This is a genomic window from Solimicrobium silvestre (genome assembly GCF_002976435.1).
GTDB classification, from domain to species: domain Bacteria; phylum Pseudomonadota; class Gammaproteobacteria; order Burkholderiales; family Burkholderiaceae_D; genus Solimicrobium; species Solimicrobium silvestre.
The window spans coordinates 16,383-34,258 of sequence record NZ_PUGF01000030.1; the positions used below are offsets into that span (position 1 = coordinate 16,383).

The 17,876-nt window shown below is 46.6% G+C and carries 7 protein-coding genes; 6 read left to right on the forward strand and 1 reads right to left on the reverse strand.

Features of this window, described 5'->3' with window-relative positions; genetic code table 11:
- Window positions 1-249: 249 nt before the first annotated feature.
- Window positions 250-8,988 carry a glycoside hydrolase family 94 protein gene (locus S2091_RS21190; RefSeq protein ID WP_341477015.1) on the reverse strand — a complete coding sequence of 2,913 codons (8,739 nt, stop codon included), beginning with the start codon at window positions 8,986-8,988 and terminating at the stop codon, window positions 250-252.
- A 509-nt stretch (window positions 8,989-9,497) separates the two neighbouring features.
- Between S2091_RS21190 and zwf the strand changes: the two genes are divergently transcribed.
- The 6 genes from zwf (at window position 9,498) to gnd (ending at window position 17,861) form a co-directional block, all read left to right on the forward strand.
- On the forward strand, window positions 9,498-10,895 hold the full coding sequence (gene zwf / locus S2091_RS21195) for a glucose-6-phosphate dehydrogenase (RefSeq protein ID WP_105533968.1): 1,398 nt from the start codon (window positions 9,498-9,500) through the stop codon (window positions 10,893-10,895).
- Between the two features lie 11 nt (window positions 10,896-10,906).
- Window positions 10,907-11,623: an HAD family hydrolase gene (locus tag S2091_RS21200; protein WP_105533969.1), complete on the forward strand. Its 717-nt coding sequence runs from the start codon at window positions 10,907-10,909 to the stop codon at window positions 11,621-11,623.
- Complete coding sequence (locus S2091_RS21205) at window positions 11,604-14,018, forward strand: phosphoketolase family protein (RefSeq protein WP_105533970.1); 2,415 nt, start codon at window positions 11,604-11,606, stop codon at window positions 14,016-14,018. Before S2091_RS21200 ends, S2091_RS21205 begins: the two co-directional genes overlap by 20 nt.
- 181 nt (window positions 14,019-14,199) lie before the next feature.
- The gene (locus tag S2091_RS21210) at window positions 14,200-14,562 is read left to right on the forward strand and encodes an HPF/RaiA family ribosome-associated protein (protein ID WP_105533971.1); all 363 of its coding nucleotides are present in this window, start codon (window positions 14,200-14,202) and stop codon (window positions 14,560-14,562) included.
- A gap of 149 nt (window positions 14,563-14,711) precedes the next feature.
- The gene (tkt, locus tag S2091_RS21215; RefSeq protein ID WP_105533972.1) at window positions 14,712-16,808 is read left to right on the forward strand and encodes a transketolase; all 2,097 of its coding nucleotides are present in this window, start codon (window positions 14,712-14,714) and stop codon (window positions 16,806-16,808) included.
- Between the two features lie 39 nt (window positions 16,809-16,847).
- Window positions 16,848-17,861 (forward strand): phosphogluconate dehydrogenase (NAD(+)-dependent, decarboxylating), encoded by a 1,014-nt coding sequence (gnd, locus tag S2091_RS21220; RefSeq protein WP_105533973.1) that lies wholly within the window; start codon window positions 16,848-16,850, stop codon window positions 17,859-17,861.
- Window positions 17,862-17,876: the final 15 nt, after the last annotated feature.

Below are 17,876 nucleotides of genomic sequence, written 5' to 3' on the forward strand. Positions count from 1 at the left end.
CAATTCAAAACTTCTTCCTGAATTTTTGCTAAGGAACAAGGCAGTATCAAAACGCATGCTCGCGCTGGCATGGATTTCTGTCTTATAAAAACACGATCAATACATTTAATCTCAATTTACTGTGCGATTTTTACCTATTTTTTAGTCAAATTTTTCAAATAATTCCAATTTAATTAATGAGGGCTAAGGCCTACATAAGGGCAACACACGCCGAATTCTTACGTGTTGTAAGGAAAGTAAAAGTCAGGATTAATTTAATGCGTCACCAATCGTCATCATTTTTATTTCCACCAAATGCTCCAAAGCGTCGTTATTAAGATGAATAACGCAATCAGGTTGATCAATGCCATCCACCGTCACACTTTGTTTTGCAACATCAGAAGCGATTTGCACAACCGTAATACGATATGTCGTATCTCGATAACGATACTTCAATGTGAATGATGTCCAGTCAGCAGGAATACAGGGCTTGAATGTCAGCGTATTGACCTCTAAATGTAATCCGAGCAAGGATTCGATAATCAAGCGATACATCCAACCAGCTGATCCGGTATACCAAGTCCATCCACCCCTTCCGATATGCGGCGACACTGCATAGACATCCGCAGCGAGGACATAGGGCTCGACCTTGTAAGTTTCAACAGCGTGAGCAGTTTTGGCATGATTGATTGGATTAATCATGTCCATTAATTCCCAAGCACGTTTGTTATCCCCCATTTTTGCAAATGCCATGATCGTCCACACCGCAGCATGTGTATATTGGCCACCATTTTCACGGACACCTGGCGCGTAACCTTTGATATAACCCGGGTTCAGATCCGATGAATCAAAAGGCGGCTCAAGTAATTGAATCAGCCCTGATTCACGTTGAACTAAACGTTGGCTGACTTCATACATCGCCGTTTGAGTTCTGCTTATTTCTCCAGCACCGGATAAAACTGCCCAGCTTTGCGATATCGAATCAATCTGACATTCTGCATTGCTAATTGAACCTAACGGCGTGCCGTCATCGAAATACGCGCGGCGGTACCAATTCCCGTCCCATGCATTGGCTTCAATTTTTTGTTGCAGTTGCATGGCTTGATCGACACATTGTCCCGCAAACGAGAAATCGCCATGTAATTTCGCCACCTCAGTAAACCGCATCAATACGTCGTAGAGGAAAAAGCCGAGCCAAACACTCTCGCCTTTGCCTTCCGCCCCTACCTTGTCCATACCGTCGTTCCAGTCACAAGAACCAATCAGCGGTAAGCCATGAACGCCAAACCGCAGGGCTCTTAAAATAGCGCGTACGCAATGTTCGTAGAGGGTTCCTGATGTAGTCGAGATAGTTGGTAAATCATAATAAGAATCTTCTTCAGCATTCACTGCCCGGCCTTCTAGAAAATGTGCATGTTCATCGAGAATGCCCGTATCTCCGGTACTTTGTACATAGCGGCAAGTTGCCAGCGGCAGCCAAAGATAGTCGTCAGAACAATGGGTACGTACGCCGCGATCTGTTGGTGGATGCCACCAATGCAAGACATCACCTTCAACAAACTGGTGAGCAGCAGACAGTAAAAGATGTTCGCGTACCAGATGCGGCTCTGTATGGATCAAGGCCATCACATCCTGCAATTGATCACGGAATCCAAATGCGCCACCCGATTGATAAAATCCACTCCGCGCCCACAACCGGCAAGCAATGGTTTGGTACATTAACCATCCATTCGCAAGCAGGTTCAGGGCAATATCCGGTGTTTCTACCTGAACCGCGCCAAGTGTATTCTGCCAATACGCCTTCACTGCTTCCAAGGCTTTGCGAGCCGCCGTAGCACCACGATAACGATACACCAGGCTACTGACATCAGCGCTTCGACGGCCAGCAACGCCCAACATAAAGACAATTTCTCGCTCTTGTCCTGCTGATAGTTCGAATGGTACCTGGATTGCTGCACACGGATCCAAACCTGCTCCTACCCGGCCTGTTAAACGGGTACGGCTTAACGCGGCGGGATTGTAAAGCGCGCCATTTCGTCCAAGAAATTCGGCACGATCACCGCTCACCGTACGGTTCATGGCATCGACATCGAAAAACGCAATCCGATCGGCGAACTCGGTGTTGTACGAATTATGTGCAAATATCGCACCGCTGATCGGATCCGACTCCGTCACAATATGCATGGCCGATTTTGAGCGCAGGTCGCCAAGTAATAATTCAACATAACCTACGGCGGATAATTTGCGTTCCGTTTTCGAGTCATTGCGTATCTTTAGTACAGAATATTTAATTGACGCATCGATAGCGACATAAACCCAAAGTTCAGAATGTATTCCATCTTCGGTATGTTCAAAAACACTATAGCCATGCCCATGCCGGCTTACATATGGCCCCTGCCCTCGGCAAGGTAATGGGGTTGGCGACCAAAAATGTCCACTCTCTTCATCGCGCAGATAAAAGGCTTCGCCGCAGCTATCGGATACCGAATCGTTATTCCAAGGCGTCAATCTGAATTCATGTGCATTCTCGCCCCAGGTGTAGGCTTGTCCGCTTTCAGATATCACCGAGCCAAACCGCGGATTTGCCAGAATGTTCACCCAAGGTGCAGGTGTTGTATTACCCGTTTCGGTCGTAATGATGTATTCCTTACCATCCGGCGAAAAGCCGCCCAAGCCATTAAAAAATTGAAGATTATTTTCTTCGGCTTGAATAGCATTTTGTATGCTAATCGCTCGCGGATGTGTTGGATTAAGTTGTGGCATACGCAGCTCCGGAATACTGCGTCGATTCAGTTGCTCAGCGAGTGTGCCTCGACTATCGCAAAGTACGACACGTGCCACGGTTTGCAGCAAAATACGATCTTCGCTCGACATCTGGTCTGCTAGCCGCACAAAAATCCCGCCAGGACGATCAATAGAATGCGCTTCAATTCCGGAAGCGATCATTCCCATTATTTGATCCTGTAAAATTTGTCGATAACCGGCATGATCTTCATTCCAGATCACTAAATCGACAGCCAACCCTTTTAAGCGCCAATAAGAATGCGCTTGCACCATCTGTCGCACTAAATCAATATTTTCTAAATTTTTAACTTGTAATAACACAATCGGTAAATCGCCGGAAATGGCGTAACTCCAGAGACCGGATTGGCCCCGGCGATTTTTCAATAATATGCTTGCCTCTGCACGCAATTGATCGTTTGCGTAGATGATAGAACTGGCCAAACGTGCGTAGAGTTGGGCATCTGCTTCGGTCGCATTCAGCTGACGTAGCACAACCTGGCTATGCGTCCACGCCAGTTCAAATACCCGATCAGCCAGAAAGCGATCCTGGTATTTCGCAATTAATTGCAACGCATCTTCACGGGATTCCGCCGCGCCGATCACCATATCAATCACCGCTATTTGCTGTGGGGCGAGATCAATTTGAAAACGAATTGAGGCAATTGGATCAAGTACCGAACCTTGACTTCCAGAGAGCTTGCCGCAAACACGCATCGCCGCCGGTGCTACTGTTGAGTTACCGCGCCCAAGAAATTTAGCCCGATCTGTTTCAAAAGAAATTTGTTTTATTTCTTCACCATGCGCCACAATCAAATTCAACATCCACGGCATTTTTTCATCACCGGAACGCGGTCTACGGCTGGACAAAATGGCATTTTGCGATTCCAAAATTTCAGTTTGCACGAACAAGTTGCTGAAGGCCGGATGTGCGTTGTCGGCGGCCGCTGGGGCAAGCACAATTTCCGAATAACTGGTCACTTCGATTGTTCTGCGTACCCGTGAACGATTCGTAATATGAGTGCGGCGCATTTCAATATCATCTTCCGGCGACACGACTATTTCCGTATGCATTTCAATATCATGATCGCGACGGCGATATTCAGCCCTTCCTTCCGAAAAAATCACCTCGTAAAAATCGGGTTTAACTAACGTCGGTTGATACGTCGTGGACCAAAATTCCCCGGATTCGCAATCACGGACATAACAAAATGAACCCCAATTATCGCTAGTGCCATCTTCACGCCAGCGGGTCAACGCAAGATCTTTCCAATGGCTGTTATTACCACCCGCATTCGTCACCATTAAGTTATAACGGCCGTTGGACAAAAGCTGCACTTCAGGAACCCGTGTTTCATGTCGATTAATAATACGCATCGGCATGCTTTGCTCCTCGCTATTGGTGCGTATATCAGCAAGTTCAATCGTATTGGCATAAAACGCCGATGCTTTAGGAATTTTTTCTTGCAATAGCAACATCGTTGCCTGAAATAATGGATCAGATTCAAAGCGTTTTTGCATCGGCCGATCACGCAGGTAATATGCCAGGGACAACAACCCCATACCTTGATGATGTGCCATGAACGATTGAATTAATGCATAGGATTGGCCGCGCTGCAAACGCGACGTAGTGTAATCAATGGCTTCGTAAAGGCCGTATTTCCCTTCAAATCCTTCTTTAGCAAGTCGCTGTAAATTGCTACATGCTTGTTCTGGGTCGACCATAATGGCCAACATACTTGCGTAGGGGGCAATCACTAAATCGTCACCCAAGCCACGTTTCAAACCCAGCCCTGGCACACCGAAGGCGCGATATTGGTAGTTCAGACTGGCGTCGAAAGTATGGAAGCCTGATTCAGAGACTCCCCACGGCACATCCCGTTGGGCACCATATTCAATTTGGCGTTGAACGACTGAATGATATGTTTGATCAAGCAAGGTATTTTCAAACGTCGGCATGATCAATAATGGCATCAAATATTCAAACATGGAGCCACTCCACGACATGAGAATCGGATCACCGCCCGCTACCGTGAGTTGTCTTCCCAGGGCGAACCAGCTTTCCTGCGGCAATTGGCCTTGTGCAATCATCACAAAAGTACATAACCGGGCTTCTGAAGCCAGTAAGTCGTAGTAACTGCTATCGCAGCGTTGCTCTGCAACGGCATAGCCTATCGTCATCAGGTGCGTTGCTTTGTCATAGAGAAAACTGCAATCCATTTGCGCGAATTCAGAAGCTTGGAGTGCCAGACTTTCTATTTCCTTAATCCGCGTGGCGGCTCGAAGGCTTCCTAAAGCCAGCAGCTCACCGATACCCCGAATTTCTTCATTGCTATTTGCTTCATTGTGATTTTGCTTTGGAATTATATTTCCGCTCAGCCAAAGCGCCTCTAACCCAGCTAATTCACGTAATGTCGGAATAAAATCAATTTTGGAAAACATGATATTTTTCTCAAGCGAATTGATCCAGCTACTCCAAGGTGCAAGAAACAATAATTCATCGTACATAGCACGACATTGCCGTAATAATGCCGAAACCCACCAAGTCAACTGATCATCTTCTTTACCGCCGAATACGGCGACCAAATCTTCTGCGCCAATAGTCAGTTTCTGCAGCATTACCTGACAATTACTCAATGTCATCATGGACGCATCGGAAGTAAAATCTAACAGCGTCTTAAATTGCATCAATTCAATTTGTGAACTTGCGCCTGATAGACTTTGAAAAATCTTGAACGTATCTTCTATGCCACCGATCAGGCGTTGATTGACGATAGGTTGATCAATCAACATCAGCAAGCCGGGCCGTAATGTTAAAAGATGACCGGCTAAGTTCCCGCTGTCCACGCTAGAAATGTACATAGGCAACAGCGGTTTCAGGCTTTGGGTATCGTACCAATTATAAAAATGCCCGCGATAGCGCTCCATCCTACGCATGCTGAGTAAGGTATTACTTGAGCGTTCGAGTAATTGACCGACTGAAATGTAAGCAAAGTCGTAGGCTGTCAGATTAGCGAGTAAAGCTAGCCCGATATTCGTTGGCGAGGTGCGATGTGCTACAACGGCAACCGGTCGCTCCTGGATGTTATCCGGCGGTAGCCAGTTATCTTCAGGCCCGACCAATATTTCGTAATAAGACCAAATTTTACGTGCAAGGCGATACAAGAAAACCGTTTGATCGTCTTGCAATTGCGCTTCTGAACGTGCATGCGGCTCGCTGATATACCACGCAATGGCCGGTGCTATTAACCATGCAAGTAAGAATCCCGCGGCGGCGAATAATGACGCGGGGTGAATTAAGAGCAAGACAATAATCAGGAAAATTGACAACGTGGACGTGAACCACATGATGCGAAATGAGCTGGTCAAGCTAAGGTCGGAATTCGAATTGCTTTGATTTGATGGAGTCCATTCGAGCAAATGTCGACGACTGATCAGCAGGCGCCAAAGCGTCCGTAAGATGGCATCTAAACTGAAAAACGCGTCATAAGGCAAAAATATTAACGTGAGCGCGGCATGGAAAAGATGCTGCTTAGTCGATCGTAGAGACGCACTCAAATGTTGTAGCACGAGGATGTCGTTTGACTTTCGCAGCAAATCTAGCAAAGAAGTCGTTAACGGTGGAATCAACAAAATGCTTAAAACGATGCCGCTCCAAAACCACGGCGACGGTGACATTATCCATCCGCACACTAACAATAAGACCAGGCTGGTTGAAACCAAGCTACGGCGTAAATTATCAAATAACTTCCACCGGGATAATGCTGAAAGTGGGTTGTGTTTACTCAGCTCTTCCGCATTGACTTTCGGGGCGTGAGGCAACAACCAGCCAATTAATTGCCAATCACCGCGTATCCATCGATGCCGACGTTGTACATCGTTGCTATACCGTTTGGGGTAATCTTCAATGACATGTACATCCGTCAGTAAACCAGAACGAGCATAGCAGCCCTCTAATAAATCATGGCTCAAAATCTGGTTATCTGGGCAGCACCCGGCCAGCGATTGTTCGAACGCATCAACGTTATATATACCTTTACCAATAAATGAACCTTCGTCAAAAATATCTTGGTAAACATCCGATGCAGCTTGGGTATAGGGATCAATGCCAGAATCACCGCTACATAGGCGTTGGTAAAGGGATGCATTAGCAGATGGCAAACTAGCCGAAACCCGCGGTTGTAAAATACCGTAACCCGCAGCGACACGTTGCTGACCGGGATTGAAGCGCGCCTGATTGAGAGGATGTGCGATAGTCGCAATCAACTGCCGCGCTGAATCGCGTGGTAACTGGGTGTCCGTGTCCAAGGTGATGATGTACTTAACCGAGGATAAATTATCTGAATTACCCACCACACAGAAAAATGGATTGAACCCGGTGTTGCGTAAAAAAGCATTCAAATCGGCTAATTTTCCGCGTTTTCGTTCACGACCCATCCAAATTTTTTCTTGCGCATTCCAGCTACGTGCACGATGCAAAAGTAAAAATCTCCCCTCGCCGCCACTCGTATACTTTTCATTCAACTGCTCTATTTTGTGCCCTAATTGCAGCAGAAGCGAAGCATCCTCCTCTGTCGTTTCCGTTGCCGCATCAAGAAAATCCGTCAAAAGACAATAATAAATATGTTCATCCTGATTCGCGAGAAACCTGACTTCCAACGCTTCACAAAGACTATTGATATTTTCCACGGAAATAAGCATCGTCGGCACCACAACCAAGGTCTTGCACTCAGCAGTAATGCCTTTAGAAAAATCCAAACGTGGAAGTTGGTGCGGTGTGACGATGATAGTGACAAACCAGTTAACCAAACCAATTGCTAACTGACTTACGCCTAATAGAGAAAGTATGGCGACTACGACTAATTGCCAATCCTGCATCGCTTCGAGATGGGCTTTTACAAGAATACCGATGATGATCAATGACGACAATAAGGAAATAGCACCTAAATAAGTGAGCAATGGTGATTTGCTACATGATCGACATAGCAGCCCATAGAGCGAAAACTTCATTGGGACAGCAAGCTCCAAGAGCGGCACCCCATCACCGATTAAAAAATAACCGATATGTGCGGTGACGGCATCCTTACCATACGTCATTGCTGCTTGCTCAGCCAGAAACAGCGCTTGCTCTGCAATTTGAATTTCGCTTAACTCACTACGCCGGCTAATGCTTTCAATGACATGCCGATAGCGATCGCGGGTAGCGAAATCCATTAAGCGGTATACGTCATTCGGATCACGCAAAAGAACTTGTTCAACCACACTCATTGTTTCAACAAATTCACGCCAATCCATTTTCCCTAATAAGCGCAAACTACCGATGCTATTACTGATCGTCACCTGATCAGCGGCCATTTGTTGGCCCTCTATTTGAATTAACTGTTCGACTGTCAGGCCAATTTCAGAAAGGCGCGGCGCAATCCAGGTGAGCGGTAACGTTAATGCCGGGCCCTGACCTTGCAGGCGGCGCGCCAATTCAGCGACAAATGAACCAACCATCGGTGGATCTGAACGCGCCATATCGGCAACTAATAAAATAAGACTACTAGGGTCTTTCTCAACGGTTTCCACCATTTGATCGGCCCATGTATCCGCTAAATTGCAATTAATTCTATTGGCAACCAGACGTGCAGCCACCCGCCTGAGATTTTCAATCAGGGCCAGCCGCAACATAATTGGAATCGCCCATAATTCGCCTAAGGTCAGCGGAGTGATCTGTTGATAGGATGCGACGAAACGGGATAAACCTTCCGGATCAATCCGACCATCACCATGCGATATGGTTTGTAACGCGATGTCGTAGACACGTGGATGTGAATCTGAAGTACCACTGATGAGGCGCGGTAATTCTTTGCTATAACCTTTCGGCAAATGCCTTTTCGCAGTACGAATTTGCTCTTCAATCAGGTAAAAATTATCTAGCAACCATTCTGCAGCCGGGCTAATTTGACGGCCCTCTTTCAGTGCCACGGTCAAAACATTACAGGCTTCGCTGAGAACGATTTCATTATCTGCTAAGCGAGCTAACAACAAATCTTTCGATTTTCCTTTGCTGACTTTATGTAGCCTGGCCAATACCTTGCCGTGCTCTTCCATCTGGACAATCCCAAACAGCTCGGCGCGCAAAGGTAATTCCCCCTCGTCAGATATTCCTTGCCAATCGCTATGACGTGTAATGCCAACCAGCCTCAGCAGATTGGAGAGAGAATTTTTATCGATAATCTTCAATGAGTGCTCCTCTTTCTTTTAAGCCTGAAATCTCAAACAAGTCTAATACGTCAATAACAACGACTCCGTTCGTTACCGAACATATAAAAAACCTGAGCTTTTCAAAAGACGTGTAATAAACAGGTGCAATACAGGGCGCCAATTAAAGCTATTCCTTTGACTACGGCTTGGTATGTGCGATAGCGCACGGAGTAACTGGATGTAGATAGGCAAACTGCTATAAACGGATGCAAGGCAATTTCTAAAGCAATGCTCTAAAAATCAATTTTGACAAGATTAGGACTTACGCAAAATCGTCATCCTCGCGCAGGCGGGGATCCAGGGGCACGTGAGTACCTGCAACGTTAATTAAGAATGCAGATACGTATCCCATTACCAAATCATCAAAAACCGCTTTGTTTATTTGGCGATTCTCCGTGTCAATCCTGGATTCCAGCCTGCGCGGGAATGACGTTAATGGCGGTGTGGCTTAAGCAACTAAAGATAAGAAATAAAAGAGGGTCGAGGCTATGAGTAAGACCAACACAGGTAAAGGGCATGCGGATGCATTAGTCATTTTCGGCGTGACCGGCGATTTGGCACGTAAGATGATTTTCCCGGCACTCTATGCAATGGTTAAACGCGGTGTACTCACTGTACCGGTAATTGGCGTTGCCTCATCGCCGTGGACGATAAGCAAGTTACATAAGCAAGTCATCGATAGCCTTAAACAGGCAGGGAAAATTGATGATCAACCTGCGTTGAACCGACTTCTTGAATTATTAAGTTATGTAAGCGGCGATTATAACGATCCGAATACTTTCCAAGCGCTAAAACAAATATTGGGGAAATCACGCCGCCCGGCACATTATCTCGCCATCCCCCCTGCCCTTTTTTCCACCGTAATTAAAGGGCTTGCTGCTTCAGGTTTAGCGCATGGCGCACGGGTTATTGTTGAAAAACCTTTCGGACGTGATCTGGCTTCAGCACGCGAACTTAACCGGATTGCGCTATCCGCTTTTCCTGAAGCAGCCATTTTCCGCATTGATCACTACCTAGGCAAAGAAGCGATTATGAATATTCTTTATTTTCGCTTTGCCAATTCCTTCCTGGAGCCAATCTGGAACCGCAATTATGTGAAAAGCGTACAGATAACGCTGGGGGAATCATTCGGCGTAAAAGGCCGCGGTGCTTTTTATGAAAGCGCGGGTTGCTTGCGTGACGTCGTTCAAAATCATTTATTCCAAATCGTTGCGTTGCTGGCGATGGAGCCACCCGCGTTTCAAGGTTTTGGTGCAGTTCAAAATGAAAAAGCCAAAGTGTTTCAGGCAATGCGGCCCTTGCGTCCAGACGATATAGTCCGCGGCCAATATTCCGGCTATAAAAAAGAAGCCGGTGTGGCAAAGAACTCTAAGGTAGAGACATTTTGTGCAGCGCGCTTGCACATTGATTCGTGGCGTTGGCAAGGTGTGCCTTGGTATTTGCGTGCGGGTAAATATCTTGCAACAACCGCAGCTGAAGTCGTGATCGAACTAAAACCACCGCCGCAAATGCTATTTGACGACGCAATTTCTGCACACGGTCGATCCAATTATCTACGGTTTCGTCTTTCGCCCAATTCCGCTATCGCATTGGCTGCCCGCGTCAAACGGCCCGGTAAAGAGTTTGTTGGCGAACAGCAGGAATTATTTCTGCTGGATGAACAACACGGAGCAGAAACCCCTTACGAACGCTTACTGAGTGACGCCATGACGGGTGACGCTGCCCTATTCACACGTGAAGATGCCGTGGAAGCAGCATGGTCGGTCGTTGAAGGGGTTCTTGATACGCATAGTCCTTTGCATACGTATCAACCAGGTAGCTGGGGGCCAAAGCAAGCCAATACACTCATTGCTGCCGATGGTCACTGGTATGACCCAATTTTGTAGAAAGTGACACCATGAGCGCACCAGAAAAAATAGTATTTCTACTCGACGTTGACAATACATTACTGGATGGGGACCGCATCATATCCGATATCGACAGTCATTTTTACAAAGTATTCGGCGACGAAGGACGCCTTCGCTACTGGGCAATCGCCGAGTCTTTACGCCTGGAATTAGGCTATGTCGACTACCTTGGTGCCGTACAGCGATTCCGATCAGAGTCAAAAGAAGATCCCCGCATACTGATGTTGTCTTCATTCTTCCTTGATTACCCATTTGCTGAGCGCTTATATCCACGCGCTCTGGATTTACTCAATCATTTGCTCCGATGGGGCAATACCGTCATTGTCTCGGACGGCGATATGATTTTTCAACCGCGTAAAATTCAACGATCCGGGTTATGGGATGCGGTTGAAGGCAGAGTCTTAATCTATCAACACAAAGAAAAAATGCTCGAAGATATCGAGCAACGATTTCCATCACATCACTACGTCATGGTGGATGACAAGTTACAAATTTTGACTGCGATGAAAAAAATTTGGCACAATCGCTTGACCACAATTTTTCCACGCCAAGGGCATTACGCATTGGATCCAGCAAATATCGCTGCATATCCTGCGGCCGACATGTCTATCGAATACATCGCTGATTTAATCAATACCGATGTTCCTGCATTGCTCCATCACACGCCATTATTTACGAGGAATAATCATGACGGATCAACATTCTGAATCAACAGCACCACCACGTGATGCACTTTCCCCCCTTCAATTAAAAAAGATGAATGCTTATTGGCGAGCGGCCAATTATTTATCGGTTGGTCAAATCTATTTACTGGATAACCCGCTGCTCAAAAAACCATTAACCTTAGAGCACATCAAACCACGATTATTAGGACACTGGGGAACGACTCCAGGCTTGAATTTTATTTATGTGCATTTAAATCGCATTATTAAACTGCATGATTTAAACGTCATTAATGTCACCGGCCCTGGTCATGGTGGGCCAGGGCTGGTCGCCAATACGTATCTTGAAGGCAGTTATAGCGAGCTTTATCCCAACATTCTTCAAAATGAATCAGGGTTAAAAAAATTGTTTACGCAATTTTCTTTTCCCGGAGGAATCCCCAGTCACGTCGCCCCCGGAACACCGGGCTCAATCAATGAAGGTGGAGAACTTGGCTATTCCTTATCACATGCTTATGGCGCCGCGTTTGATAATCCCGATTTATTAGTTGCCTGTGTCGTCGGTGACGGTGAAGCAGAGACTGGAGCAATGGCGACGAGTTGGCATTCGAATAAATTCCTAAACCCAGTACGTGATGGTGCTGTGCTACCGATTCTGCATTTAAATGGCTACAAGATAGCCGGCCCGACAGTATTAGCGCGCATTAGTCATGAGGAATTGGAGCAACTATTTCGCGGCTATGGTTATACGCCCTACTTTGTTGAAGGGGATGATCCTGAAAAAATGCATCAGTTAATGGCGGCTACTCTTGATATTGTGATAGCCGAAATTCAGCGCATACAAGACGATGCGCGTTTAAATGGATTTAGTGTACGACCGCGTTGGCCGATGATTATTTTGAACTCACCAAAAGGATGGACTGGGCCAAAAATAGTCGACGGCAAACCAGTCGAAGGAACGTTTCGGGCGCATCAAGTCCCGGTTGCAGAACTAAGAAATAACCCTGAACACGTTGCCATACTCGAACAATGGCTGAAGAGTTACCACGCCGAAGAACTCTTCGACAAAAATGGCCGACTGTTACCCGAGTTAGCAGAATTAGCACCGCGCGGGAAACGCCGCATGGGTGCCAATCCCCATTCCAATGGCGGTTTGCTGCTACGTGATTTGATATTGCCCGATTTTCGCGAATACGCAATTAAGGTTCCAAAGCCCGGCGTGGTGGATGCGGAAGCGACGCGCATACAAGGGCAATTTTTGCGTGATGTGATGAAACTGAATACAGTAGAAAATAATTTTAGACTTTTCAGCCCGGATGAAACAGCATCAAATCGCTGGAACGCGGTATTTGACGTAACAGACCGCTGTTCAACGGCAAGAATTATCGCCATCGATGACCATGTCGCCAACGATGGCCGGGTAATGGAAATGTTGAGCGAACATCAATGCGAAGGTTGGCTCGAAGGGTATTTGCTCACAGGGAGGCACGGCTTTTTTTCCTGCTATGAGGCATTCATTCATATTGTTGATTCCATGTTCAATCAACATGCCAAGTGGTTAAAGATGGCACATCAAATTCCATGGCGTCGTCCAATTGCATCACTAAACTACCTGCTCTCTTCACACGTTTGGCGACAGGATCACAATGGTTTCAGTCATCAGGATCCCGGGTTCATCGACCATGTTGTGAACAAAAAATCTGAAGTTGTTCGTGTCTATCTACCACCGGATGCCAATACGCTATTGTCGGTCACTGATCATTGCTTACGCAGTCGCGATTACATCAATGTGATTATTGCCGGCAAACAGCCTGAGCCGCAATGGCTTGATATGGCGTCCGCAGTGAAGCATTGCGCAAATGGAATCGGCATATGGGATTGGGCCAGCAACGATGAAGGCATTGAGCCGGATGTGGTGATGGCCAGTTGCGGTGATGTGCCGACGCTCGAATCGCTGGCTGCTGTAAAAATTCTTAGAGAGCATTTTCCTGATCTGAAAATTCGCTTTATTAATGTCGTTGATTTAATGGCGTTGCAGCCGCAGATTGAGCATCCGCATGGGTTAAGCGATCAAGATTTTGATGTTTTATTCACCAAAGATAAGCCAATTATTTTTGCATTCCATGGCTACCCCACATTAATTCATCGCCTTACCTATCGACGTACCAACCATCATCAATTGCATGTGCGTGGCTACAAAGAAAACGGTACCACAACCACACCATTTGACATGGTTGTACTAAACGATCTTGATCGCTTCCATTTAGCCATTGACGTCATTGACCGTGTACCTAGTTTAGGAGCCAAAGCGGCACATGCTAAGCAATTTTTACGTGGAAAACTACTGGATCACAAAGCATATATTGAACAGTACGGGGAAGACATGCCGGAAATCCAGAATTGGAAATGGGATAGCGGAAAATCAGGGATCAATTTGTAATTGCATCGTCAATAAAATGGGGGGATCTGTTGGGTAACGTACAGATTAACGCTACGTTTTCAACTAACTTGTAGATCAAAGCAGATTTCTCTCAACATAAGGTATCCGCTATACAACCGCTACCCCAAAAATTCTGGCGGCCTCCTTTTCATAACACTATTTAAGGTCTCACACTTCTATCATGCATATTCAACTTAATACAGACAATACAGTGGAAAGCCATGCTCCCTTAGTTGCGCATGTTGAAACGATAGTGGCAGAAACTTTGCAACGATTCAGCGAGCGCATTTCACGTGTCGAAATACATCTTAGCCTGATCAATGATCACAAACATAGCGGTGGTGAGCATAAGTGTGTCATGGAAGCGCGCATTGAAGGCCATCCACCGATCATTGCAAGCGACCATGCAATTAGCATGCATCATTCCATTCATGGTGCTGTTAATAAGCTACGAAGAGCGATCGAAAGTACTTTTGGCCGTATCAATGTTAATAATAAAAATGGCGATGCGGTTAACGATACGGATCCGCAATTTTCCTCTTAAAAATGCGAAATGATAAGGCGCCTGCAATTATTCAATTGACTAATTAAAGCGACTAAGTGGGATAACGAACAGATTGAATCTGACACTGAGCCTATGCTGAACCAGCCCCTTTTCATTTGAAAGAAAATTTTATCTAGCTTAGGAACATCATGCCTCCAGATATTACGGTTCCGGCGACGGCTCCAGCCTTATCGCTTGACGATTTATGTGTCAATACACTACGTTTTCTTGCAGTGGACGCGGTACAAAAAGCAAATAGCGGTCATCCAGGTCTGCCTTTAGGTGCAGCTTCAATGGCATACGTCTTATGGACGCGTTTCCTGAAACACAACCCATCTAATCCGGATTGGTTCAATCGCGATCGGTTCGTTTTATCTGCCGGACACGGTTCTGCCTTGCTATATAGCTTATTGCATCTTACGGGTTATGCGGTTCCGCTGGACCAGATCAAACAATTTCGTCAATGGGGCAGCATCACTCCCGGGCATCCGGAGCGCGGCGTTACTCCGGGCGTCGAAACGACAACCGGACCACTGGGACAGGGATTTGCTAACGGCGTAGGTATGGCGATAGCCGAAGCAAATTTGGCGGCGCGCTATAACCAGCCCGGCCTTAGCGTAATCGATCACCATACCTATGGCATCGTGAGCGATGGCGATTTGATGGAAGGAATTGCTTCCGAAGCAGCTTCGCTGGCGGGGCATTTGCAATTAGGTAAATTAATTTACCTTTATGATGATAATCACATCACCTTATCCGCCGCAACAGATATGAGTTTCACAGAAAATTGCGCACAGCGTTTCGACGCGTATGGATGGCATACACAAACCGTCGTTGATGGTAACGATTTAATGTCAATTGAAAACGCATTACGACGAGCCAAAGCCGAAACGTTACGTCCGTCATTAATATTGGTACGGACACATATCGGCTTCGGTTCGCCGCATAAACAAGATACCTTCGCAGCACATGGCTCACCTCTTGGCGAGGAAGAAGTTCGTTTAACTAAAGCGCATCTTAATTGGCCGATTGAACCGCCCTTTTATATCCCTGACTCCGCTCAAATTTATTTTTCATTTGCCCTTGATCGAGGGAAACTAGCCGAAACACAATGGAGCACCACATTTGCTAGCTACGAGCAAGAATTTCCAGAATTGGCTACAGAATTACGCCAATTAATGACCGGTAATCTTCCAATCGACTGGGATGTAGAGCTACCTCAATTTCCAGCTGATGTGAAGGGCTTATCAACAAGAGTCGCTTCCGGAAAAATAATGAATGCCATTGCAGGACGATTACCAGGGCTAATTGGCGGCTCAGCTGACTTAGACCCTTCCACATTTACGGCGCTGACCAACCTCGGTGATTTTCAACCATCCGTCAGCAACATCATTAGTACTGAAGACCGCCAAGGCTCCAACGGTGGTGGATGGTCTTACTCAGGACGCAATCTGCATTTTGGAGTACGTGAGCACGCTATGGGGGCGATCATGAATGGATTAGCTGCGCATGGCGGATTTACACCATTTGGCGCAACCTTTCTTGTTTTTGCCGATTACATGCGGCCACCTATGCGTCTTGCCGCACTGATGGGCTTACATGTCATTTATATATTTACGCACGATAGCATTGCCGTTGGCGAAGATGGATCAACGCACCAACCCGTCGAACAAGTAGCCAGCTTACGTGCAATTCCACGCTTAATTGTTATTCGTCCAGCTGATGCCAATGAAACGGCAGAAGCTTGGCGAATGGCACTGACATCGACCAAACAACCGGTCGCATTAATATTGACCAGGCAGCATGTGCCTACGCTTGATCGTATCCAATACGCCTCCTCCGAGGGGCTATCACATGGCGCTTATATATTAGCGGATGCGCCGAATGGCGACCCCGATTTAATACTCATTGCGAGTGGTTCCGAAGTTGGGCTGATCGTCGCTGCACGAGAGGCGCTTGTAAAGCAAGGGCTAAAAATCAGAATAGTTTCAATGCCAAGTTGGGAGCTGTTTGATGCCCAAGATGTGGACTACCGCAACCAAGTTCTACCGCCTTCCGTCACCGCCAGACTTGCTGTAGAAGCCGGAATATCTCAGGGATGGCATCGCTATGTCGGCACGAAAGGCGACGTACTTGCCGTTGATTGTTTCGGTGCATCAGCACCGGGGGAAGAAATGATGCTGAAGTATGGATTTACTGTAGAAAATGTCTGTGAAAGAGCATTGGCTATATTGAAATCGGGTTAAACCACTTAACGCAGTGTTTGTTTATTCAGGAGTTTTACTATGCAAATAGGAATGATCGGATTAGGCCGCATGGGCGCTAACATGGTTCGCCGCCTGGCGGATGGTGATCACAATTGTATCGTCTATGACGTACAAGATTCCGCGATACAAGCACTTGTTCATCACAACGTGGCAGGCGCTACATCGATTAGTGACTTGGTCAGTCAATTAGATCAACCGCGCGTCATTTGGTTAATGGTTCCCGCTGCGATCGTGGACGAAAGTCTGAAAACACTAGTTCCTTTACTCAGCAGTGGTGACATTATTATTGATGGCGGCAATTCCTATTACCACGACGATATTCGACGAGGTAATGAATTGAAATTACACAAAATTCATTATCTGGATGTCGGTACCAGCGGCGGGGTTGCGGGATTAGACCGCGGATATTGTTTAATGATCGGCGGGGAAAAAGAGATTGTTCAACATCTCTCCCCAATCTTTGAAACACTTGCGCCCGGCGTCGATGCGGCTCCCCTGACCGTTGGCCGAACAAACAGGAGCAGTACCGCGGATCATGGTTACTTACACTGCGGGCCACAGGGTGCAGGTCATTTCGTCAAGATGGTACACAATGGTATTGAGTACGGCATCATGGGCGCCTATGCCGAGGGATTGAACATCTTACATCACGCGAACATTGGCAAAAGTAAAGTTGACAGTGATGCCGAAACTACGCCGCTACGTAATCCTGAACACTATCAATATGAATTAGATTTAACTGAAATTACAGAGTTGTGGCGTCGTGGCAGTGTCATTGGTTCCTGGTTGCTTGATCTGACTGCAGCCGCGCTCGTTAAAGATCCAAAGCTCGAAAACTATACCGGCCGTGTCTCCGATTCCGGAGAAGGCCGATGGACAATTATGGCCGCAATTGATGAAGCGGTGCCTATACCCATTCTCAGCGCCGCCTTGTTTGAGCGTTTTAGCTCACGCGGCGCAGCTGACTTTTCCGACAAATTATTATCCGCGATGCGCCATGGCTTCGGCGGTCACATCGAGAAATCCGACTAGCTAAATTTACATCAT

Coding starts and splice junctions, on each gene's coding strand:
- zwf (WP_105533968.1), top strand. CDS start 9,498: ATGAGTAAGACCAACACAGGTAAAGGGCATGCGGATGCATTAGTCATT.
- S2091_RS21200 (WP_105533969.1), top strand. CDS start 10,907: ATGAGCGCACCAGAAAAAATAGTATTTCTACTCGACGTTGACAATACA.
- S2091_RS21205 (WP_105533970.1), top strand. CDS start 11,604: ATGACGGATCAACATTCTGAATCAACAGCACCACCACGTGATGCACTT.
- S2091_RS21210 (WP_105533971.1), top strand. CDS start 14,200: ATGCATATTCAACTTAATACAGACAATACAGTGGAAAGCCATGCTCCC.
- tkt (WP_105533972.1), top strand. CDS start 14,712: ATGCCTCCAGATATTACGGTTCCGGCGACGGCTCCAGCCTTATCGCTT.
- gnd (WP_105533973.1), top strand. CDS start 16,848: ATGCAAATAGGAATGATCGGATTAGGCCGCATGGGCGCTAACATGGTT.